Raw genomic sequence first — 21,045 nt, 5'->3', positions numbered from 1 at the left:
TCATTGAACGATCAATTATCCGACTTTATTCATTTTATGACAGTAGAGAGAGGACTCTCTGAAAATACCATTGTTTCTTATAAACGAGATTTACAGAACTACTTGTCTTTTTTAATGACACATGAGCAGCTGACGGATATCAAAGATGTCACGCGCCTGCATATCATTCATTATTTAAAGCAGCTAAAGAAGGAAGGGAAATCGAGCAAAACGTCAGTGCGGCATCTATCCTCGATCCGTTCCTTCCATCAATTTCTGCTCCGGGAAAAAGTGACAACAGATGATCCGTCGTGGAACATTGAAACGCAAAAAACAGAGCGGAAACTACCGAAAGTTCTATCACTAGGGGAAGTCGAAAAGCTGATTGATACACCAAATCAGCACACTCCCTTTGACTACCGTGACAAAGCGATGCTCGAGCTCTTATATGCAACAGGCATTCGCGTCAGTGAAATGCTGGATCTGACTCTTGCTGATGTTCACCTCACAATGGGCTTTATCCGTTGTTTTGGAAAAGGAAGAAAAGAGCGGATTGTGCCAATTGGTGAAGCTGCTGCAAGTGCGATTGAAGAATATATCGAAAAGGGAAGAAGCAAGCTGTTAAAAAAACAGCCGGCAGATGCCTTATTTCTCAATCATCACGGGAAAAAGATGTCGCGGCAAGGTTTCTGGAAGAATTTGAAAAAAAGAACCATCGAAGCAGGGATTCAAAAGGAACTCACACCCCATACACTCAGGCATTCATTTGCAACACATCTGCTTGAAAACGGTGCAGACCTAAGAGCCGTGCAGGAGATGCTCGGACATGCCGATATCTCAACAACACAAATTTATACACATGTGACGAAAACAAGACTGAAAGATGTGTATCACAAATTCCATCCAAGGGCATAAGTAAAGCATGACACAGTGAACGTGTGTCATGCTTTTTCATGTTTGCGCCGTTTATGGTTGTCAACCGGCTTGTAAACGGTTTATACTTGAGATGTCAGACCTCTCTTTTTGAAAGGTCAAAAGACAAGAATATTGAAGGAGGCGCTTTTTAATGCCTGATTATCAGTATAAACGCATTTTCCTCGTCGTAATGGATTCAGTAGGAATTGGGGAAGCACCCGATGCTGCTGATTTTAATGATGTAGGTGCAGATACACTAGGACATATTGCTGAAAAAATGAACGGGCTTCATATGCCGAATATGGCGAAGCTTGGGCTGAGTCATATTAAAGAAATCAAAGGAATTCCAGCGGATGAAAAACCGCTTGCGTATTATGGAAAAATGAAAGAAGCATCAAATGGTAAAGACACAATGACAGGACACTGGGAAATAATGGGTCTTTACATAGACACACCGTTCAAAGTCTTTCCAGACGGATTCCCAGATGAACTATTAAATGAACTAAAAGAAAAAACAGGCAGAGGCATTATTGGAAATAAACCTGCGTCTGGTACTGAAATTTTAGACGAGCTTGGCGAAGAGCACATGAAAACAGGCGATCTAATCGTCTATACATCTGCGGATTCTGTGCTGCAAATTGCTGCGCACGAAGAAGTGGTGCCATTAGATGAACTTTACCGTATTTGTGAAATTGCACGTGAACTCACATTAGATGAAAAATATATGGTTGGACGCATTATCGCTCGCCCGTTTGTCGGGGAGCCTGGCGCATTTGTCAGAACACCAAACCGTCACGACTATGCTTTAAAACCATTTGACCGTACAGTCATGAATGAGCTGAAAGATGATGGGCTCGATGTGATTGCGATCGGCAAAATCTCTGATATTTATGATGGTGAAGGGATCACATCTTCTCTTAGAACAAAATCGAACATGGATGGAATGGACAAGCTGGTCGATACACTTAAAACAGACTTTACAGGACTCAGCTTTTTAAACCTTGTTGATTTTGACGCTCTTTACGGACATAGAAGAGACCCAGAGGGCTACGGAAAAGCACTAGAGGAATTTGACGCACGACTTCCTGAAGTGTTTGACCTGTTGAAAGAGGATGATCTCCTTGTGATCACAGCAGATCATGGAAATGACCCGGTTCATCACGGAACAGATCATACAAGAGAATACGTTCCGCTCATTGCTTACAGCAAAAAGCATCAGGGAGCAAATGAACTGCCAACAGCAAAAACCTTTGCTGATCTTGGAGCAACAGTCGCAGACAATTTCAAGTCAACGATGCCAAAATACGGCACAAGCTTTTTATCTAAACTCAAATAGGGGGAAATCTCGTGGGAGCACAGTTTTCAGAAGCGGCGGCATACATTAAACAAGCATCGACAAACGTACCAACAGTTGGATTGATCTTAGGTTCAGGGCTTGGCATTTTAGCAGATGAGATTGAAAATCCAATCAAATTGAAATATGAAGATATTCCTGGATTCCCTGTTTCAACAGTAGAGGGTCATGCAGGACAGCTCGTCATCGGGACGCTGAAAGGCACTGTCGTATGTGCTATGCAAGGACGTTTTCACTTCTATGAAGGATATGATATGAAGCAAGTGACGTTTCCAGTCCGTGTGATGAAAGAAATTGGCATTGAGACATGCATTGTGACAAATGCAGCCGGCGGTGTGAATACATCCTTCCATCCAGGCGATCTCATGCTGATTACAGATCATATCAATATGATGGGGACCAATCCATTAATTGGACCAAATGACAGTCAAGGTGTTCGTTTCCCTGATATGTCTGCCCCATACGATAAAGGTTTGCTGGCACTTGCAGAAGAAACAGCTCAGCGCTTAGGTATATCTGTACAGCATGGTGTTTATGCAGGGATGACAGGTCCTTCATATGAAACTCCGGCTGAAGTTCGTTTCCTCAGAACAATTGGAGCAGATGCTGTAGGCATGTCAACTGTTCCAGAGGTGATTGTTGCGCGTCATGCAGGAATCAAAGTGCTTGGTATTTCATGCATTTCTAATGCGGCATCAGGTATTTTAGATCAGCCGCTGTCCCATGATGAAGTCATTGAAGTAACGGAAAAAGTGAAAGCGAGTTTCCTTGATTTAGTAAAAGATGTAGTCAAACAACTCTCATAGCATGTTTCAAGAAGCCTTCTGTTTTATCGACAGAAGGTTTTTTTATGGCAATCATACGATCTCTGAATAAAACAGCCTGTATGAGGAAAAAATAGAAAGGATTACGATAATGGAGGTCTGCCACTTGAAACGTCATATATGTGCATTGTTTATTTTAATGATCCTTATCTCAATGGTTTCACCATCAGCGATAGCAAAAGAAAAGATTGAAAAACCAGGAGAAAAACAAACATCAGAATTGGTGCACGAAGCCAAATCAGCGATCTTAATAGAACGTGACACGGGAAAAGTGCTTTACAACAAAAACAGCGATGAAAAGCTTGCACCTGCAAGTATGACCAAAATCATGACGATGCTTCTCATCATGGAAGCCATTGATCAAGGAAAACTGAAAATGACTGATAAGGTTAGAACAAGTGATTATGCAGCATCAATGGGAGGGTCACAAATCTTCCTTGAACCTGGAGAAGAAATGACCGTGAAAGAAATGCTGAAAGGCATTGCGATTGCGTCAGGAAATGATGCTTCAGTTGCCATGGCAGAGCATATTGCAGGGTCTGAAGAACAGTTTGTGGAGCAAATGAACAAAAAAGCAAAAGAACTCGGCCTCACCTCTACGGTCTTTCAAAACCCAACAGGACTTCCTGAAAAAGACCATTACAGTACAGCTCATGATATGGCAAAAATGGCAAAAGAGCTGTTGAAATATGAACAAATCACTAAATTCACAGGGGTCTACGAAGACTATCTCCGTCAAAACACGGATAAAAAATTCTGGCTTGTGAATACGAACCGATTGATTAAATTTTATCCAGGTGTCGATGGGTTGAAAACAGGTTTTACAGGCGAAGCCAAATACTGTTTAACTGCATCCGCTAAAAAAGGCAACATGCGCGTGATTGCAGTTGTCTTCGGCGCAAGTACACCGAAAGACAGAAACGCTCAAGTGGTCAAAATGTTAGACTATGCATTTAGTCAATACACCACTCACCCGCTTTACAAACGAGGACAAGACGTAGCGGAGATCAAGGTAAGCAAAGGGAAAAAGAAAAAAATTCAGCTTGTCACCTCTGAGCCAATCTCCCTTTTAACGAAAAAAGGCGAAAATGTGGATCAGATTAAAAAAGAAATCAAATTGTCTCAGGATGTCACGGCCCCATTCTCAAAAGGAACGGAACTAGGTACAATTGTCTTGAAAAAAGACGGAAAAGTGCTGCATGAAAGCCCTGTAGAAGCTAAAGAAGGAATGGAAAAAGCAGGCGTTTGGACTTTCTTGAAACGTGCGATGGCGGAATTTGTGAAATGGAAATAAAAAAATGTGAAAGGCTGCTGTAATTGGCAGTCTTTTTGCTATGAGTAAGAAGAAAAGAACATCTAAATGTGACGAATGGTCACTAGTTTTGTCATGGTGAAGGATTTACTTGATAAAAAAGAGAAACAATCTTTATCCGAAATTAGAGCAAGGAGGAATAAAAAGATGAGCCTTGAAATTGATTTTCAAGTAAAAGAGAGCGTACTTTGCATTCGGTTAACAGGAGAGCTTGATCATCACTCCGCAGAAACATTGAGACAAAAGGTGACGAATTATTTGGAAACAGAGGACATTCGCCACATCGTGCTGAATTTGGCTGATTTAACGTTTATGGACAGCTCAGGTCTCGGAGTGATTTTAGGAAGATATAAAGAAATTAAGCAGCTTGGCGGAGAAATGGTCGTCTGTGCTATCTCGCCAGCAGTGAACCGATTATTTGATATGTCTGGCTTATTTAAAATCATCCGTATGGAGCCTTCAGAGCAAACGGCATTGCAAACATTGGGGGTGGCATCATGAGGAATGAAATGAACCTGACCTTCTCTGCTTTAAGTCAAAATGAATCCTTTGCAAGGGTGACAGTCGCAGCGTTTATCGCCCAGCTTGATCCGACATTAGATGAATTAACAGAAATCAAAACCGTTGTGTCAGAGGCGGTGACAAACTCCATTATCCATGGCTATGATGGAAATCCAGATGGCAAGGTGCATATCCATGTCACACTTGATGACCATGTTGTGTACCTCACCATCCGTGACGAAGGCATGGGCATTACAGACCTTGAAGAAGCAAGACAGCCGCTATTCACCACAAAACCAGACTTAGAACGCTCTGGAATGGGCTTTACCATCATGGAGAATTTTATGGATGATGTCATGATAGACTCATCTCCAGAAATGGGCACGACCATCCGTTTAACAAAGCATCTATCAAAAAGCAAAGCGCTTTGTAATTAAAGGAGCTGCTCATATGGATGTGGAGGTAAAAAAGCAAGCAAAAAAAGCCCAGCTGTCAAATGATGAAGTCAAAGAGCTCATCAAAAAAAGCCAAGACGGTGATCAGCAAGCAAGAGACCTCCTCGTAGAAAAAAACATGCGTCTTGTTTGGTCCGTTGTTCAGCGCTTTTTAAATAGAGGATATGAACCAGATGATTTGTTTCAGATTGGCTGTATTGGACTGCTGAAATCTGTTGATAAATTTGATTTGTCATATGATGTGAAGTTTTCCACCTACGCTGTTCCAATGATCATTGGTGAAATCCAGCGATTCATTCGTGATGATGGAACAGTCAAAGTGAGCCGGTCACTAAAAGAACTTGGAAATAAAATTCGGCGGGCAAGAGATGAATTGTCTAAGTCTCACGGAAGAATGCCGACTGTCCAGGAAATAGCCGAATATCTTGATATCACACCAGAGGATGTCGTCCTCGCCCAAGAAGCGGTCCGCTCACCGTCATCGATTCATGAAACCGTGTATGAAAATGACGGAGACCCGATTACATTGCTTGATCAAATTGCGGATCATTCAGAAGAAAGATGGTTTGATAAAATCGCCCTGAAAGAAGCGATCAAGGAATTAGAAGAACGAGAAAAACTCATTGTGTACTTAAGATATTATAAAGACCAAACACAATCTGAGGTAGCGGAGAGGCTCGGTATTTCACAAGTACAAGTCTCGCGGCTTGAAAAGAAAATTTTAAAACAAATCCAAATGCAAATGGATCAAAAAGACAGCTAGCCAATTCGGCTGGCTTTTTTTGTGTGGTAATTACCGGTAAATCAAGTTCTATCGTATGAGAACCATTTTTCACCACATACTATTTTTAACCCATCGTTTAGGAAGTGACTTGGATGGACGGACAAATCTTTCTTCGGCTGCGCCATCGAATCAAGACCGGTAATGATCAGCTCATTTATTTAGAAGATATCGCCCAAATCACTGGTGATGAGTTTGCTGTGCAAAAGCTTAGCAAAATGCCGATATATCATGTCAGTAAAAAGGATCGTCACATCGCCGTTCTTGATATCATGCATGTGGTCAAAACGATCAAAAAAACATGGCCAGACATCGACATTCAAACCGTTGGAGGCGCTGAGGCCATTGTCGAAATTGATACAGGCAAACGCCAGCTTTCTCCCGTTTTATTTGTGTTTGTATGGCTCCTGTTATTTGTCGGAGCGGCGCTTGCCATTATGAATTTTCACGAGGATGTCAGTATGCGGCTCGTTCATATCCGCCTATATGAAATGATCACAGGAAAAACGGTTGAGCATCCTTATTTATTGCAAATTCCATATAGCTTCGGACTAGGCTTCGGCATGATTTTATTTTTCAATCATGTATTTAAAAAGCGTTTAAATGAAGAACCAAGTCCGCTTGAAGTGGAAATGTTTAAATATCAGCTCGAACTCGATCATTATGTCGCCCTCAAAGAAAATAAAGAGACAATGAAAGACATTCATGATCGGTAAGTGGCTTTTTGTCGTGCTTGTTGGACTTGGCGGCGGTTTAACGGTAGGAGCAGGATTTGTGGCATTTCTCACAGTGCTGGGCATCATCCCTCGTTTAATGCAATTAACCAAAACGCAGTGCTTCATACAAGGGTACGAGGCGGCTGTCATCAGCGGGGCGGTCGTTGGCGGCTGGGCAACCTTAAGTCCAATACATTTGCATTTATCCAAATGGCTGGCACTTCCGATCGGTCTTTTAGCGGGCATCTTCGTCGGCATGCTTGCAGCTGCGCTGACTGAAGTATTAAATGTACTTCCTATATTAACGAAAAGAATTGGAATGGACGGGAAAATTGTTTTGCTTCTCATGGCCATTGTCTTAGGAAAGGTATTTGGTTCACTATTTCATTGGCTGATTTATATTTAAGAATTTGGAGGGAACAACACGTGTCGAGTTTAAAAGAGAACTATCCATCTAAGGTGAAAACGTATCAGCCTAAACCTCCTTATGTCCTCAACTGCATCAAGGCTTTTCTTGTTGGTGGATTGATCTGTGCCATAGGTGAGGGGCTGCAAAATTTCTATATTCACTTTTTTGATTTTAATGAAAAGACAGCAGGGAACCCAACCGTAGCGACCCTCATTTTAATTTCTTCTATATTAACTGGTATCGGTATTTACGATAGAATCGGCCAGTTTGCTGGAGCGGGATCCGCTGTCCCGGTGACAGGGTTTGCAAACAGCATGACAAGTGCTGCTCTTGAACATAGAAGTGAAGGGCTTGTGTTAGGTGTAGCCACGAACATGTTTAAGCTTGCTGGGAACGTCATTGTTTTTGGTGTCGTCTCGGCATATGTCGTAGGGATCATTCGATACATCTTGGAAAAGGCGTTTTCGTAGGAGGAATGAAACGTGAAACTAACAGGTAAACAATCTTGGGTATTTGAGCACAAGCTTTATGTCAATGCAGAAGGAACAGCTGCAGGACCGAAAGAAAAAGAAGGCCCGATCGGTCATCTAATTGATAAAACATACGACGAAATGCATTGTTATCAAAAGAACTGGGAAATGGCTGAAAGGCAGCTCATGGATGATGCGATATCAACCGCTTTATCAAAAGCAAATTTGCAAAAAAGCGATGTTGATCTTTTGCTGGCAGGAGACTTACTGAATCAAAACGTCACAGCAAACTATGTGGCAAGAGAACTTAAAATCCCGTTTCTTTGTTTATTTGGAGCATGCTCCACATCAATGGAATCGGTCGCCATTGCTTCGGCATTAGTAGATGGTGGTTTTGCAAAAAGAGCCATTGCTGCGACAAGCAGTCATAATGCGACGGCAGAACGCCAATTTCGTAATCCGACAGAATACGGCGGACAAAAACCAGATACAGCGACAAGTACAGTGACTGGGAGCGGGGCCGTTATTATCAGCCAAGAGCCCTCCCAAATTCAAATTACAAGCGCAACTGTGGGACGAGTTATGGATCTTGGGATTACAGACCCATTTGACATGGGGTCGGCAATGGCACCGGCAGCAGCAGATACCATCAAGCAGCATTTAGAAGATCTAGGGAGAACGGTTGACGATTACGATCTTATTTTAACAGGTGATCTATCTGGCATTGGCTCACCGATCTTAAAGGATCTGCTCAAAGAAGACGGCATTCAGCTCGGCCGAAAGCACGATGATTGCGGATTAATCATCTATACACCCGATCAAAACGTGTTCGCTGGAGGCAGCGGCTGTGCGTGTTCAGCTGTTGTGACATTCAGTCACATCTTTCAAGAAATGAAGGCAGGGAATTTGCAAAGAGTACTGGTTGTCGCAACCGGGGCACTTCTCAGCCCGACGATGGTCCAGCAAAAAGAGACCATTCCAACCATTGCGCACGGTGTCGTATTTGAGCGTGCAGGAGGAGAGAGCTAATGGATTATCTTATCGCTTTTGTTGCAGGCGGACTTATTTGCGTCATTGGCCAGCTTTTACTAGACGTACTCAAACTTACGCCTGCACATGTCATGACCACCTTTGTTGTGGCGGGTACCATATTAGACGGTTTCGGTATTTATGATAAATTTATTGAATTTGCTGGTGCGGGCGCAACCGTACCAATCGTCAGCTTTGGTCATAGCTTGCTTCATGGGGCGATGCATCAGGCAGATGTACACGGGTTCATCGGAATCGGGATCGGTATTTTTGAATTAACTTCTGCTGGAATATCAGCTGCGATTTTATTCTCATTTATTATCGCTCTTATCTTTAAACCGAAAGGATAACCTAATATGGGGCAAAGACGGAAAGTCATTTTAGTGACAGACGGAGATATATATGCTGCCAAAACCATTGAGCTTGCTGCTAAAAAAGTCGGTGGACGATGTATTTCCAGCTCAAAAGGAAATCCAAGCAAACGGACAGGGCCTGAACTTGTACAGATGATTTTAAAAACGCCGTATGATCCAGTGTTTGTCATGTTTGATGACTCTGGCCTGACAGGTGAAGGAACAGGGGAGACGGCGATGAAGCATGTGGCGCGTCACCCTGAAATTGAAGTCATAGGAGCGATCGCCGTTGCATCCAAAACGCATCAAGCTGAATGGACAAAAGTTCATGTTTCCATTGACCGGGAGGGTGAACTGACAGAATACGGTGTCGACAAGCATGGTCTTCCTGAAATGGAGCCTCATAAAATGAGCGGGGATACAGTGTATTGTCTTGACTCGCTCCATCTTCCGTTTGTTGTTGGGATTGGAGATATTGGCAAAATGGGACGTAAAGATGATCTGAGCAAGGGATCTCCGATCACAATGAAAGCAGTTGAATTAATTTTAGAAAGGAGTGGTTTCCATGAAGAAAGACAAGGTAAACGTGTACCGAGACCCGAAGAAAAATGAAGATTACTTCAAGGAAAATGTCGGAATGGGTCTCAGCTTTGACCTTGGCGTGCGGAAAATTTATATACACGATCAGGAAATCCAACTTTACTATGTAAACGGACTGTGTGATACACAGTATGTCATCTACTTATTAAAAGAGCTAATTGAAATCAATGACAACGAACCTGAATCAGATGATCTGGCACGTGTGGTCGAGAACCGTCTAGTCAATCAGCAGGTCTCAAAGGTTGAAACGCTCGATGAAGCGGTAGACCAAGTACTGTCGGGGCTTGTGGCAGTTGTAGTAGAAGGTGAAAACTACGCATTTATCATTGATGTCAGAAGCTATCCTGGCAGAATGCCAGAGGAGCCGGATACAGAAAAGGTTGTCCGGGGCGCAAGAGACGGCTTTGTTGAAAACATTATTGTCAATACAGCGCTCATACGAAGACGGGTGCGAGATGAAAAACTGAGATACAAAATGCTCAAAGTAGGCGAACGTTCGAAAGCGGATGTATGTGTTTGCTACATTGAAGATATTGCGGACCCAGATCTTGTCGATATTATAGAGAAAGAAGTATCAGGAATCAAAGTCGATGGGCTGACGATGTCTGATAAAACGATTGAAGAATTCATTATTAAACAAGGATACAATCCCTTTCCCCTTGTACGCTACACCGAGCGTCCAGATGTCGCCGCTAACCATATACTAGAAGGTCATGTCATCATCATTACGGATACATCTCCTAGTGTCATCATTACGCCAACCACCATTTTTCACCACGTTCAGCACGCAGAAGAATACCGCCAGGCACCTGCAGTTGGTACGTTCCTAAGATGGGTACGCTTTTTAGGCATTTTATGTTCAACGTTTCTTTTACCGATTTGGTTTCTGTTTATCCTCGAACCAAGTCTTCTGCCGGATCATTTAAGCTATATTGGCTTTAATAAACCTTCTCATATCCCGGTCATATTACAAGTATTCCTTGCTGATTTTGGGGTGGAATTTTTAAGGATGGCAGCGATTCATACGCCAACCGCTTTGTCGACCGCCATGGGGCTGATTGCGGCTGTTTTAATTGGACAAATCGCCATTGATGTCGGTTTATTTACGCCAGAGGTCATCTTATACGTCTCACTAGCGGCTATCGGGACATTTACAACGCCAAGCTATGAGCTGAGTGTCGCCAATAAGATTGTACGACTCATCATACTAGCACTCGTTGCGATCTTTAAGCTGAATGGACTCATCATTGGTTTTACGTTGTTAATCATATATTTAACATCCATACGTTCATTGCAGACGCCTTATATGTGGCCGTTTCTTCCTTTTAATGGGAAAGCTTTATGGCAAGTGTTAATTCGGACGTCTGTTCCTGGCTCAAAAGTAAGGCCAAGCATCGTTCACCCTCAAAACAGATCAAAAATTCCGCCAAATTCTTAACGCTCATTGAAAGTGGCTGAAGATTGTGATATTGTATTTTTAACTTTGAGAAACGGCAAAAGGCAGCTCACGCAGCTGTCTTTTTTCAGCCGAGGCGGAGAAAGAGGGAATGACATTGTATTTACACGGCACTTGCAGACAAAATGAACTCGGTCATTTAGAAATTGGTGGTGTTGATGCCGTTTCTTTAGCTGAAACGTATGGGACACCACTTTATGTATATGATGTGGCTTTAATACGGGAGCGTGCAAAAAGCTTTCAAAAAGCATTTATAGAAGAAGAGTTAACAGCGCAGGTAGCATATGCGAGTAAAGCATTTTCCTCCATCGCCATGTTTCAGCTTGCCAAGGAAGAAGGATTATCTCTTGATGTCGTATCAGGAGGGGAGCTTCACACAGCCATTTGCGCCGGGTTTCCGGTAGAAAAAATTCATTTCCATGGCAACAATAAAAGCAGGGAAGAATTGAAAATGGCGTTAGAGCACGAGATCGGCTGTATTGTCGTAGATAATTTCTACGAAATGAAGCTCATTGAAGAGCTTGGTCAAGAGCTGTCAAAACAGGTGAAAGTGCTGCTCCGTATTACACCAGGTGTCGAAGCGCATACACATGATTACATTACAACAGGCCAAGAGGATTCCAAATTTGGCTTTGACCTTCACAATGGACAAGCAGATGAAGCGGTGAAACAAGTGCTTGGATCAGAAGTGATCGAGCTTTTAGGCGTTCATTGCCATATCGGTTCACAAATTTTTGATACGGCTGGTTTTGTCCTTGCAGCAGATAAAATCTTTTTGAAGCTAGATGAATGGAGAGAATCATTTGGTTTTATTTCGACCGTGTTAAACTTAGGCGGCGGCTTTGGTATCCGTTATACAGAAGAAGATGAACCACTTCCTGCGACAGAATACGTCGAGAAAATTATCCAAGCTGTAAAAGAGAACGTAGCCCGCTATGAGTTTGATATGCCGGAAATTTGGATTGAGCCAGGCCGCTCTCTCGTTGGAGATGCAGGGACAACGCTTTATACGATCGGCTCATCAAAACATGTACCTGGCATTCGCGATTATATTGCGGTAGATGGGGGAATGAGTGACAACATTCGTCCAGCTTTATATCAAGCGAAATATGAAGCGGCAAGTGCCAACAAAATGAGCCAAGCGCATGATCAAACGGTTTCCATTGCAGGGAAATGCTGTGAAAGCGGAGATATGCTCATTTGGGATATCGATTTGCCAGAGTTATCACAAGGAGATTTATTAGCTGTCTTTTGTACCGGAGCTTACGGCTACAGTATGTCAAACAACTATAACCGCATCCCGCGCCCGGCTGTTGTATTTGTAGAAGACGGGGAAGCGCAGCTTGTCGTTGAACGCGAAACATATGCCGATATTGTCAAACTTGATTTACCGTATCAATCAAAAGTGAAATCATCTACGTAAAAAAGCTGCCTGATGTACAGGCAGCTTTTTATGATGACTTATTTTCCTCCAGTAAATACAGAGACGATTGCGTTCCAAATGGAGACAAAGAAATCCCAAATCTTTTGAAGAAGGTTTTTCCCTTCATCTGATTCTATGAATTTCGTAATCTTGTCTTTTGCTTTATCGATTTGAGATCCTACTTGGCTCCAATCGATATTGATGTTCTTCATTTTATCGAATAGTGAAACAAGCTGATCCTTTTGATCTTGCGTTAGATTTAAGTTTAAATCAGAAGCAGCCTGATCCACTTTTTCTTCGACTTCTTTTGTTGTTTTAGGGACACCATTTTTCGCAATGTCATCCTTGATTTTTGCAATAAGGGCAGAAGCATTGTCTTTCCCGATGGAGTCACCCAATTTAGAAGTTGTCACAAGCTCTTCGTTTGCTACCTGTTTCACATCTTCTGGAATGGCTTTGTCGCTTGACACTTCATAGGCTTTTAATAGACCCGTCAGTGCGGCTGTACCAGAAACTTCAAACGGCGCAGTCACGACAACCTTGGCATCCTTGACACCGGCTGTCATTAAAGCATTTAAATACATCTCATCTGTAATGGTCTTGATGTTATGTGTATCCACAGTCAGACCAGTACCTGATTTTTCAATGGTGATAGATGAAGATGATAATGCTCTCGTCCCGATAGAAGAACGAGGGATATACTTTCCTAAATATTCATGCTCTTCTTTATTGGTTACTTCAATTTTTGTCGCATTTTCAGGTGGATTCAACTCGTCAAGCACCTTCTGGCGATCAGCCGGAGTTAAGTCTTGCCCAAGTGTGACGATGACATCGCCGACAGCTGCATCCGCTAAGCTGACTTTTGGCGCACCAATGAGGAAAAGGAGCGCTGCCATCATACCAAGCATTGATTTTTTAAACATGTTGACCTCCTTCAAGTCGAAAGGGTTCCTCTTTTAGAGAAACTCATCTTTTGAGCACACGTAAAGAAATGCACTCCATCATATAGACGTAACAAATCGATTCGACGTTTCAATTTTCTTTTTAAGATGTTTTCCTTTTCTAATAAATGAAGACATGTTGCACAGTCTGTCATCAATTTAATAGGAAAAAAGGATCAAGCTCTTCTATTGTATCAATCCTAAGAAAAGAGGTAAATCACAATCAAAGAGCAGGGGATGTTTAACATCACCGAAAATGTGCTATAATGAGCGTTGTTTAACCTGAAAGGAGAATGTGAAAAATGGCGAAAAAAGGATACATACAACTAACGAATGGTAAGAAAATTGAGTTTGAACTATACCCAGAGGCTGCTCCAGGTACAGTAGCAAACTTTGAAAAATTAGCGAATGAAGGCTTCTACGATGGATTGAAATTCCACCGCGTCATCCCAGGCTTCGTAAGCCAAGGCGGCGATCCAAACGGTAATGGAACTGGTGGTCCTGGTTACACAATTAAATGTGAAACAGAAGGGAATCCACATCAACACGAAAGAGGTTCATTATCAATGGCGCATGCTGGTAAAGATACAGGCGGCAGCCAATTCTTTATCGTACATGACCCTCAGCCGCATTTAAACGGTGTTCACACTGTTTTTGGCAAAGTAACATCTGGTATCGAGGCTGTTCTAGATATGGAACAAGGCCAAGGTATGGAAAAAGTCGAAGTTGTCGATGCTTAATCCAAAACACCGCTTAATCGCGGTGTTTTTTTATGTTAAATCTGATTTTACGGTTATTTGTTCCGTGAGGCGGTAGGTGATGATCCAATACAAAAGGGCAATGGCACTGACAGAGGCACCAAATAAACATACCCCGATCCAGCCATCGTTTGCGTATATGCTGGTTGAAACAATAGAACCAGTCGCACTGCCGATGGAGTAAAAAATCATATAAGCAGCAGTAAGCCGGCTTCTCGCCTCAGGCCGCACAGTGAAAATCATACTCTGATTGGTCACGTGTACGGCCTGCACAGATAGGTCAAGAATGATAATACCGATGATCAATAAAATAAGTGAATATTCAGTGAAAAAGATAAAAAACCATGAAACGATTAATAGGACAAGGGCTATACAAGTTGTTAACTGTCCTAAGCCCCGATCAGCAAGGCTTCCAGCCCGAGCAGCGCCTAGAGCTCCGGCAACTCCAGCAAGACCAAATGCACCAATCGCCGTATGTGAAAGATTGTATGGCGTGGTACTGAGGGGCAGCACGAGCGAAGTCCATAACGTACCAAACACAATAAAAATAAGAAGAGCCAGAATTCCACGGATGCGCAGGATTCGTTCTTGTCTGAACAATGTAAACATTGAACGAAGCAGGTTTGCATAGGATAATGACTCTCTTTCGCTGTCATCACCCGGGAGAATTCGGAACAACACGCCAGTTATGATAAGCATCATAATGGCAGAAACTAGGTAGACTGACCTCCAGCCGGCGAGATCGGTTAGTACACCAGCAAACGTTCGTGCGAGAAGAATCCCGATCACGATTCCACTTTGCACCAAGCCAACAATACGACCGCGCTCTTCTGGAGCGGCCCAAGTCGCTGCGAACGCTACGAGTACTTGAGTGACCACAGCAAGCAGTCCGACCACAGCTAATCCTATAAAGAGGACGGTGACGATAGGAGCGATGCCGACTAGAATGAGAGACAACACGGATAAAAGCATCTGACCAATGATGAGCCGGCGTCTATTCAATAGATCACCAAGTGGTACTATCAGTAGCAGCCCCAGCGCATAACAAAGCTGAGTAATCGTAATGACCATGCCAATGGATGAATAGGTGATACCAAACTCGGATGCGAGGGAGTCTAATAACGGTTGTGCAAAGTATATGTTTGCAACTGCCATCCCGCAGGCTATCGCAAACAGCAGTGCCATATAGCGAGTCATCGTTGATCTCGGTTTGATTGGTAAATGAGTCGTTTCCATATCAAGATGTTCAATGGAAGTGATTTTTTCTTTCACCATGCATTTCATCGTCTCCTTTTGTACTAAAAAGTATAATATACTGTTTGGTATATTATGATTCATGTTAAGGATAACCAACAAAACGTTTTAAAGTCAAGACTTTGATACAGTTAATTGATGCTGATCTTGAAAGGGTAAGGCAATTTGACATTAGTACGTCAATAAAATAAAATTATAATGTACCGATTGGTAACCAAATAGAGAATAATATCAAGAAATAGATGGCTGACTTTGTGAAGAAATTTTATTGTTGAAATGAGGAATTGCTGATGGTTCGACAACGGGAATTTGATAAGGAAAAAGCGTTGGATGAGGCAATGGTGCTTTTTTGGGAAAAGGGGTATAGGGCCACTACATTAAGCGATTTGACTGCAAAAATGGGAATACAGCGGCCAAGCTTATACTCAGCTTTTGGAGATAAAGAGGAATTATTTGAGGCCGCATTACGCAAATATACAAAGCAGCATGCTGGCCATATTCGAACAAAACTTCAAAGCAATCTTTCTGCAAAGAAAGCATTTCATGCATTATTTGCAGATTTAGTAGAAGAGGAATATAGAGATGGTCCGAGTAAAGGATGTTTTTGCATCAATACAATAGTGGAACTTGCGCCACACGAAGAGAAATTTGAAATTCTTACAAGAGAGCATCAGATGTATCTTTCGGTCATTTTTGAAGAAAGGATTGTTCAAGGTATTCGCTCGGGTGAGCTCGAAAGCAGTCTGAATGCTAAAGCTTTAGCACAGACACTGGTCGTTTCTTTCATTGGACTTACCGTCCTCATGAAATCTCGTCCAGAGCGTTCATTTGTAGATCATTCTGTAGCGACGATACTTTCCATATTGAAATAAACAGTCTACGTGGAAAACAGTCAATATAGGGAAAGCGTATTTTGATCAAGCTATCAAAACACGCTTTTTCTTTTAGGACAGTTATGGACAGAACTCGATTTTGTGATATGATAAGAGAACAAATATTCGCATTTGTGGGTGTCGCCACATTCAACTGAAAAACAGATGTCAATGCAAATTAAAAAAGCGTGTTTCATGCTGAAAGAAAGCAGGAGATAATTTGAAACCATTAACAAAAGAAGAAAAAAATCAAATGATGATTGCTATTCAGCGTTACTTTGCCGAAGAACGAGAAGAAGAGATTGGTGAATTAGCAGCCATTAATATACTAGAATTTATCACAAAAAATCTTGGAAGTTACTATTATAATCAAGGGGTTCGTGACAGCCGGAACATTGCTGTTCAGAGATCGCAATTGTTAGAGGAAGATCTATTCGCACTCGAAAAAAGATGATCATCAATGGTGTGCGCCCTACTAACGGATAAAGAGGAAAGAGACCCCCTTAATAAAGAACGCATATTCGTATCATATGTAATGATGAAAAGGTGGAACCAAAGGTCCAACTCAATCGTTATATAAGTAACCATTAATGGAAATCAGCTTTTTTGGTTTTATTTCATCAAAAGAAGGAATAAAACATACAAATAGGCGAAGTGCAGATGATGGAGGTTCTAAATATGGGGAAAATTAAATTGAAAATTGCCGTCTTATTTGTTTTACTGCTTTGTTTAGGCGCAGGTTATTTATACATGAATGGCATGAAAATTGAAGATGTGCCAACAGCCATTGGTGAAAGCTTAACAAATAATGATAAAGATTATACCATCTATGAATATACCATTACGAAAATTGATGGAGATGAATATTACGGTCAAGCAAAAAACGGCACAAAAATCATTTTTAATGGAAAGAAATTCGAAGATGATGTGGCCGACTTGAAGAAAGGCGATCGTATTAAAGCCTACTTTAGTAATGAAAAAAGAATAGATGGTCTTATAAAAGTAGTAAAAGTCGTTAATTAACAAGTCTCCTTTCCTATAAGGAGACTTGTTTGTGAGAAATCTTGATTGTTGCATTTGACAACAAGGATCGCTATAATAGCCCCTAAGGACAGCTAAATATCGATTGTATCCTTCGGGGCAGGGTGAAAATCCCGACCGACGGTAATAAAGCAAATGCTTTACAGCCCGTGACCCGTTAATTTATTAACGGTTGATTCAGTGAAAAGCTGAAGCCGACAGTGAAAGTCTGGATGGGAGAAGGATAAAGAAAGCTATGAACGAAAAATATTTGTTGATCATAGTTTTATTTCTGATGCAAAAAAGCCAAAGCCCCGGAATTTTTTCCGGGGCTTTCTGTATGTACATGTAGTTAATAGACCGGCATGCAGTGTTTATTAGGTGATCCCTCATCTACCTTGTATGGACCTTAAAAAGCGACGAAGGTGCTCAATCGATCACATGTCCCTAACATCGCTTTTTTATAAAGTGAGAAATACAAATGAAAAGAAAGGGAGGATCACATGTTTACGGGGATAATTGAAGAAGTTGGCACCGTACAGTCATTAAGTAAAAAGTCAGCAGATGCCATGGAAATTGTCATAAAGTGCAGCCGTGTGCTAGAAGATGTTCACCTCGGAGACAGTATTGCGATCAATGGTGTATGTCTTACAGTCACAAGCTTTACAAAAGTACAGTTCGCAGCAGATGTGATGCCAGAGACGGTCAAAGCGACATCACTGGATCAGCTGACATCAGGCAGTCCAGTGAATTTAGAGCGGGCCATGTCCTCGAATGGACGATTCGGCGGCCATTTTGTCTCAGGTCATGTTGACGGGACGGCAGTCATTACCCGAATAGAAAAGAAAAGTAATGCCATTTACTATGATTTAGAGATGGACAAGACCCTCACAGATATGCTCACGCAAAAGGGTTCGATCGCAATAGATGGTGTCAGCTTAACCATTTTCGATTTGCAAGATTCACACGTCACAGTCTCTATTATTCCTCATACACTTGAAGGAACTATTTTCCTGACTAAATCTATGGGAGAGATCGTGAATATAGAGTGTGACATGATCGGCAAATACATTTATCGCTTTTTAACAAAAGAACAAGGCGATAAGCAGCCATCCCGATTGACCCCATCATTTTTAAAAGAGCACGGATTCTAGGAGGCGATTGTATGTATCATTCAGTAGAAGAAGCAGTAAATGCTCTTAAGCAAGGAGAAATCATTATCGTAGTGGATGATGAAGACAGAGAAAACGAAGGAGATTTTGTGGCACTTGCTGAGCATGCCACGCCTGAAGCCATTAACTTCATGGCTTTACATGGAAGAGGCCTCATTTGTACACCGGTCCATACGTCGATCGCCAAACACCTGAACCTGCATCCAATGGTAGAACAAAATACAGATGCACACCATACAGCATTTACAGTGAGCATTGATCATGTGACAACGACGACTGGTATTAGTGCTTTTGAGCGCTCTGCGACCATGCTTGCCATGTTAAATAAAGACGCAACACCAGAAGAATTTGCCCGCCCAGGTCATGTGTTCCCGCTCATTGCAAAAGAGGGCGGTGTACTAGAAAGACCAGGTCATACAGAGGCGGCGGTAGATCTTGCGAAACTGGCAGGTTCAGAGCCAGCGGGTGTCATATGTGAAATTATGAATGTAGATGGCACAATGGCGCGCGTCCCTGAACTAAAAGAGATCCAAAAACAGCACGGTTTAAAGATGCTGACAATCGAAGCATTGCAGACCTATTTAAACAATAACGAAACAGCAACTATCGAAACAAAATAAAAATCACAAAAAAGGATGATCCACATATGAATACAATACAAGGGCATGTAGTAGCAGAAGGACTAAAATTTGCAATCGTCGTCGCGAGATTTAATGACTTTATTACAAGTAAACTGCTTGACGGAGCAGAAGATACATTGCTCAGACACGGAGCAAACGGTGACGATATTGATGTCGTGTGGGTACCGGGTGCTTTTGAAATTCCGTACATGGCAAAAAAACTAGCTGAAACAAAGAAATACGATGCCGTCATTACACTAGGAACCGTAATCCGGGGCGCAACAACTCACTACGATTATGTTTGTAATGAAGCCGCTAAAGGAATTGCTCAAAGTGCCATGTCAACAGGGGTACCGATTATCTTTGGTGTACTAACAACAGAATCCATTGAACAAGCCATCGAAAGAGCCGGCACAAAAGCTGGAAATAAAGGCAGCGAATCGGCTGCAGCTGCCATTGAAATGGCGAATCTCAATCGAACCTTTCGTTAATTTAGTGAAAAAGAGTTTAAAAACGGTATAAAAATGTTTATAATGTGTGATGAGCAAATGATTCGTGAGACATTTGCTGGACATTAGGATAATTTGAATATTGAGGGGTATATATGTTAATTCGTTATAAGAGGTCTTTTGAAAAAATTGCCATGGGGCTACTCTCCTTCATGCCGGGTGAGAAAGACGTCAAACAGCTTCAGCAGACGATGAAGTCATATGAAATGGATGAAAATCGGCAGCTGTTCCTTTGGAAAGATGGCGAGGATATCGTAGGTGCCATTGGTGTGTTGAAAACAGACGACCAAGTACAAATCGAGCATATTAGTGTGAATCCATCCCATCGAGATCAAGGAATCGGCAAGGAAATGGTTTTAGCCGTGGAAGAGGTATTCAAAACCAAAACACTCATTCCAAATGAATTAACGCAAGGCTTCTTTCATAAGTGTCACAGCGAAACAAATTAAATATCACACATGTAAAAGCAGAGGCTACAGTCCTCTGCTTTTTTTACGTTCGATCTGCTTTTTTCGTTCAAGCAATACATCTGTCCGGTCACGCAGTCTATGTTTTTCGATCAAAAATGTGTGGGATAAGTTGCTCTCCTGTCCAAAGGTCAGTCCTTCTTTTTGAGCCATTTCTTGGCATAAAGAAAGAAGCGCTTGATCTTTGATCGGGAGCAACACACTTTCGTAGGGCATGTCTTCATTCATTTTCTTCTTTAGCGTTCTCAGAAGTATGAGAAACGCCTCATCATCTAGACCGAGGTTCGCTAATACGGGCCGGTTTGCTTCCAGCAAGTGGAGGCTGTTTGAAATGAGCCGTTTTGCCCCTTTTCCATTTCCCCGTCTTTGATGATACAAAGCAACGGCAAGCTGAATGAAACCAACCCAATATTCTTTGCGCTGCTCAGGCGGGTCTTCCTTCCAATATTCCTCAAGAATTTCATGACACTCAAAATAATCTCTTGTCGTATGAAATTCATGTAAAAAAGCCACGTACGCTTCAGGATACACAGTGGTCATCTCCTTTTCCACTCTCAGTCTAACATATTGAAAAGAAAAGAAGAAAGAGCGCCCTTCGTGAAAGGACGCTCTGTTTCTTTAATAAACCCAAGCCGCGCCAACGATGATCAGCAAGATGAAAAGCACGACAATAAGCGCGAAACCTCCGCCAAAGTTATAGCCATCTCCCATAATGATACGGCCTCCTTTTTCATCAGTTCTGTTTACAATGGTATTCTATGTATAAATGCCCTGAGTGGTATGGGCGAAACCACTGTTTTTCTTGTTTTGCCTAGGACATCATGGTCGAAATTATATTGGACGAGAGCTTTATCC

General features: G+C 42.1%; 26 protein-coding genes, 1 pseudogene and 1 riboswitch. Of the genes and pseudogenes, 23 read left to right on the top strand and 4 right to left on the bottom strand.

What is annotated here, in order from left to right; translation table 11 throughout:
- The first annotated feature begins 3 nt into the window (after positions 1 to 3).
- From xerD to lysA, 15 genes are all read left to right on the top strand, one after another.
- Entirely contained in the window at positions 4 to 894 is an 891-nt protein-coding gene (gene xerD, locus GKC25_RS10230) for a site-specific tyrosine recombinase XerD (RefSeq protein ID WP_187703952.1), read from the top strand.
- Positions 895 to 1,045: 151 nt separating this feature from the next.
- A complete protein-coding gene (gene deoB, locus GKC25_RS10225) occupies positions 1,046 to 2,230 on the top strand; it encodes a phosphopentomutase (protein ID WP_187703951.1) in 1,185 nt (394 codons plus the stop codon).
- 11 nt (positions 2,231 to 2,241) lie between these two features.
- Complete coding sequence (locus tag GKC25_RS10220; RefSeq protein WP_187703950.1) at positions 2,242 to 3,054, top strand: purine-nucleoside phosphorylase; 813 nt, start codon at positions 2,242 to 2,244, stop codon at positions 3,052 to 3,054.
- A gap of 157 nt (positions 3,055 to 3,211) precedes the next feature.
- A complete protein-coding gene (locus tag GKC25_RS10215; protein WP_376745181.1) occupies positions 3,212 to 4,366 on the top strand; it encodes a D-alanyl-D-alanine carboxypeptidase family protein in 1,155 nt (384 codons plus the stop codon).
- 165 nt (positions 4,367 to 4,531) lie between these two features.
- Positions 4,532 to 4,885 carry an anti-sigma F factor antagonist gene (gene spoIIAA, locus GKC25_RS10210; protein ID WP_034661146.1) on the top strand — a complete coding sequence of 118 codons (354 nt, stop codon included), beginning with the start codon at positions 4,532 to 4,534 and terminating at the stop codon, positions 4,883 to 4,885.
- Positions 4,882 to 5,322 (top strand): anti-sigma F factor, encoded by a 441-nt coding sequence (gene spoIIAB / locus GKC25_RS10205; protein WP_034661145.1) that lies wholly within the window; start codon positions 4,882 to 4,884, stop codon positions 5,320 to 5,322. Before spoIIAA ends, spoIIAB begins: the two co-directional genes overlap by 4 nt.
- 13 nt (positions 5,323 to 5,335) lie before the next feature.
- The gene (gene sigF, locus GKC25_RS10200) at positions 5,336 to 6,103 is read left to right on the top strand and encodes an RNA polymerase sporulation sigma factor SigF (RefSeq protein WP_024422864.1); all 768 of its coding nucleotides are present in this window, start codon (positions 5,336 to 5,338) and stop codon (positions 6,101 to 6,103) included.
- 113 nt (positions 6,104 to 6,216) lie between these two features.
- Positions 6,217 to 6,837 (top strand): stage V sporulation protein AA, encoded by a 621-nt coding sequence (locus tag GKC25_RS10195; RefSeq protein WP_342689789.1) that lies wholly within the window; start codon positions 6,217 to 6,219, stop codon positions 6,835 to 6,837.
- On the top strand, positions 6,827 to 7,243 hold the full coding sequence (locus GKC25_RS10190) for a stage V sporulation protein AB (protein WP_187703949.1): 417 nt from the start codon (positions 6,827 to 6,829) through the stop codon (positions 7,241 to 7,243). Before GKC25_RS10195 ends, GKC25_RS10190 begins: the two co-directional genes overlap by 11 nt.
- 20 nt (positions 7,244 to 7,263) lie before the next feature.
- Positions 7,264 to 7,716: a stage V sporulation protein AC gene (gene spoVAC, locus GKC25_RS10185; protein WP_034661140.1), complete on the top strand. Its 453-nt coding sequence runs from the start codon at positions 7,264 to 7,266 to the stop codon at positions 7,714 to 7,716.
- A gap of 12 nt (positions 7,717 to 7,728) precedes the next feature.
- On the top strand, positions 7,729 to 8,745 hold the full coding sequence (spoVAD, locus tag GKC25_RS10180) for a stage V sporulation protein AD (protein WP_095285354.1): 1,017 nt from the start codon (positions 7,729 to 7,731) through the stop codon (positions 8,743 to 8,745).
- Entirely contained in the window at positions 8,745 to 9,095 is a 351-nt protein-coding gene (spoVAE, locus tag GKC25_RS10175; RefSeq protein ID WP_007501045.1) for a stage V sporulation protein AE, read from the top strand. Before spoVAD ends, spoVAE begins: the two co-directional genes overlap by 1 nt.
- Before the next feature lie 6 nt (positions 9,096 to 9,101).
- Positions 9,102 to 9,710, top strand: a complete 609-nt coding sequence (locus tag GKC25_RS10170) for a stage V sporulation protein AE (RefSeq protein ID WP_034661137.1) — start codon at positions 9,102 to 9,104, stop codon at positions 9,708 to 9,710.
- Positions 9,664 to 11,136, top strand: a complete 1,473-nt coding sequence (locus GKC25_RS10165; RefSeq protein WP_034661136.1) for a spore germination protein — start codon at positions 9,664 to 9,666, stop codon at positions 11,134 to 11,136. Before GKC25_RS10170 ends, GKC25_RS10165 begins: the two co-directional genes overlap by 47 nt.
- Before the next feature lie 115 nt (positions 11,137 to 11,251).
- The gene (gene lysA / locus GKC25_RS10160) at positions 11,252 to 12,577 is read left to right on the top strand and encodes a diaminopimelate decarboxylase (protein ID WP_034661135.1); all 1,326 of its coding nucleotides are present in this window, start codon (positions 11,252 to 11,254) and stop codon (positions 12,575 to 12,577) included.
- Positions 12,578 to 12,615: 38 nt separating this feature from the next.
- On the opposite strand, the gene GKC25_RS10155 is transcribed toward lysA, so the two are convergent.
- On the bottom strand, positions 12,616 to 13,500 hold the full coding sequence (locus tag GKC25_RS10155) for a DUF1002 domain-containing protein (protein ID WP_034661133.1): 885 nt from the start codon (positions 13,498 to 13,500) through the stop codon (positions 12,616 to 12,618).
- Between the two features lie 320 nt (positions 13,501 to 13,820).
- Here GKC25_RS10155 and GKC25_RS10150 point away from each other — a divergent pair, with 320 nt between their 5' ends.
- Positions 13,821 to 14,258, top strand: coding sequence for a peptidylprolyl isomerase (locus tag GKC25_RS10150; protein ID WP_008359679.1), 438 nt, complete (start codon positions 13,821 to 13,823; stop codon positions 14,256 to 14,258).
- Between the two features lie 30 nt (positions 14,259 to 14,288).
- Here GKC25_RS10150 and GKC25_RS10145 read toward each other — a convergent pair whose 3' ends face one another.
- Positions 14,289 to 15,551, bottom strand: coding sequence for an MFS transporter (locus GKC25_RS10145; RefSeq protein WP_034661131.1), 1,263 nt, complete (start codon positions 15,549 to 15,551; stop codon positions 14,289 to 14,291).
- 269 nt (positions 15,552 to 15,820) lie between these two features.
- Between GKC25_RS10145 and GKC25_RS10140 the strand changes: the two genes are divergently transcribed.
- The 7 genes and pseudogenes from GKC25_RS10140 (at position 15,821) to GKC25_RS10110 (ending at position 20,172) form a co-directional block, all read left to right on the top strand.
- Entirely contained in the window at positions 15,821 to 16,402 is a 582-nt protein-coding gene (locus GKC25_RS10140; protein WP_106037954.1) for a TetR/AcrR family transcriptional regulator, read from the top strand.
- 220 nt (positions 16,403 to 16,622) lie between these two features.
- On the top strand, positions 16,623 to 16,856 hold the full coding sequence (locus GKC25_RS10135) for a DUF2164 domain-containing protein (RefSeq protein ID WP_003215556.1): 234 nt from the start codon (positions 16,623 to 16,625) through the stop codon (positions 16,854 to 16,856).
- Positions 16,857 to 17,080: 224 nt separating this feature from the next.
- Positions 17,081 to 17,425: a hypothetical protein gene (locus tag GKC25_RS10130; RefSeq protein ID WP_034318777.1), complete on the top strand. Its 345-nt coding sequence runs from the start codon at positions 17,081 to 17,083 to the stop codon at positions 17,423 to 17,425.
- Positions 17,426 to 17,529: 104 nt separating this feature from the next.
- Positions 17,530 to 17,671: riboswitch (FMN riboswitch) on the top strand.
- 254 nt (positions 17,672 to 17,925) lie between these two features.
- On the top strand, positions 17,926 to 18,576 hold the full coding sequence (gene ribE, locus GKC25_RS10125) for a riboflavin synthase (RefSeq protein ID WP_187703948.1): 651 nt from the start codon (positions 17,926 to 17,928) through the stop codon (positions 18,574 to 18,576).
- 11 nt (positions 18,577 to 18,587) lie between these two features.
- A pseudogene (gene ribB, locus GKC25_RS10120) lies at positions 18,588 to 19,193 on the top strand (3,4-dihydroxy-2-butanone-4-phosphate synthase); the annotation flags it as partial.
- Positions 19,194 to 19,240: 47 nt separating this feature from the next.
- Positions 19,241 to 19,705 carry a 6,7-dimethyl-8-ribityllumazine synthase gene (gene ribH / locus GKC25_RS10115; protein WP_060596841.1) on the top strand — a complete coding sequence of 155 codons (465 nt, stop codon included), beginning with the start codon at positions 19,241 to 19,243 and terminating at the stop codon, positions 19,703 to 19,705.
- A gap of 113 nt (positions 19,706 to 19,818) precedes the next feature.
- Positions 19,819 to 20,172, top strand: coding sequence for a GNAT family N-acetyltransferase (locus GKC25_RS10110; protein WP_003215830.1), 354 nt, complete (start codon positions 19,819 to 19,821; stop codon positions 20,170 to 20,172).
- Between the two features lie 24 nt (positions 20,173 to 20,196).
- Here the strand turns inward: GKC25_RS10110 and GKC25_RS10105 are convergent, their stop codons facing one another.
- Both GKC25_RS10105 and GKC25_RS10100 read right to left on the bottom strand, forming a co-directional pair.
- Entirely contained in the window at positions 20,197 to 20,721 is a 525-nt protein-coding gene (locus GKC25_RS10105; protein ID WP_034661127.1) for a DUF309 domain-containing protein, read from the bottom strand.
- A gap of 87 nt (positions 20,722 to 20,808) precedes the next feature.
- Positions 20,809 to 20,901, bottom strand: coding sequence for a YjcZ family sporulation protein (locus GKC25_RS10100; protein ID WP_012010430.1), 93 nt, complete (start codon positions 20,899 to 20,901; stop codon positions 20,809 to 20,811).
- Between the last annotated feature and the right edge of the window lie 144 nt (positions 20,902 to 21,045).

Origin of the sequence: Bacillus pumilus, assembly GCF_038738535.1 — a bacterium.
Taxonomy (GTDB): domain Bacteria; phylum Bacillota; class Bacilli; order Bacillales; family Bacillaceae; genus Bacillus.
Note: the sequence above shows the minus strand (reverse complement) of the source record. Positions and strands in the feature narration are given on the sequence as shown.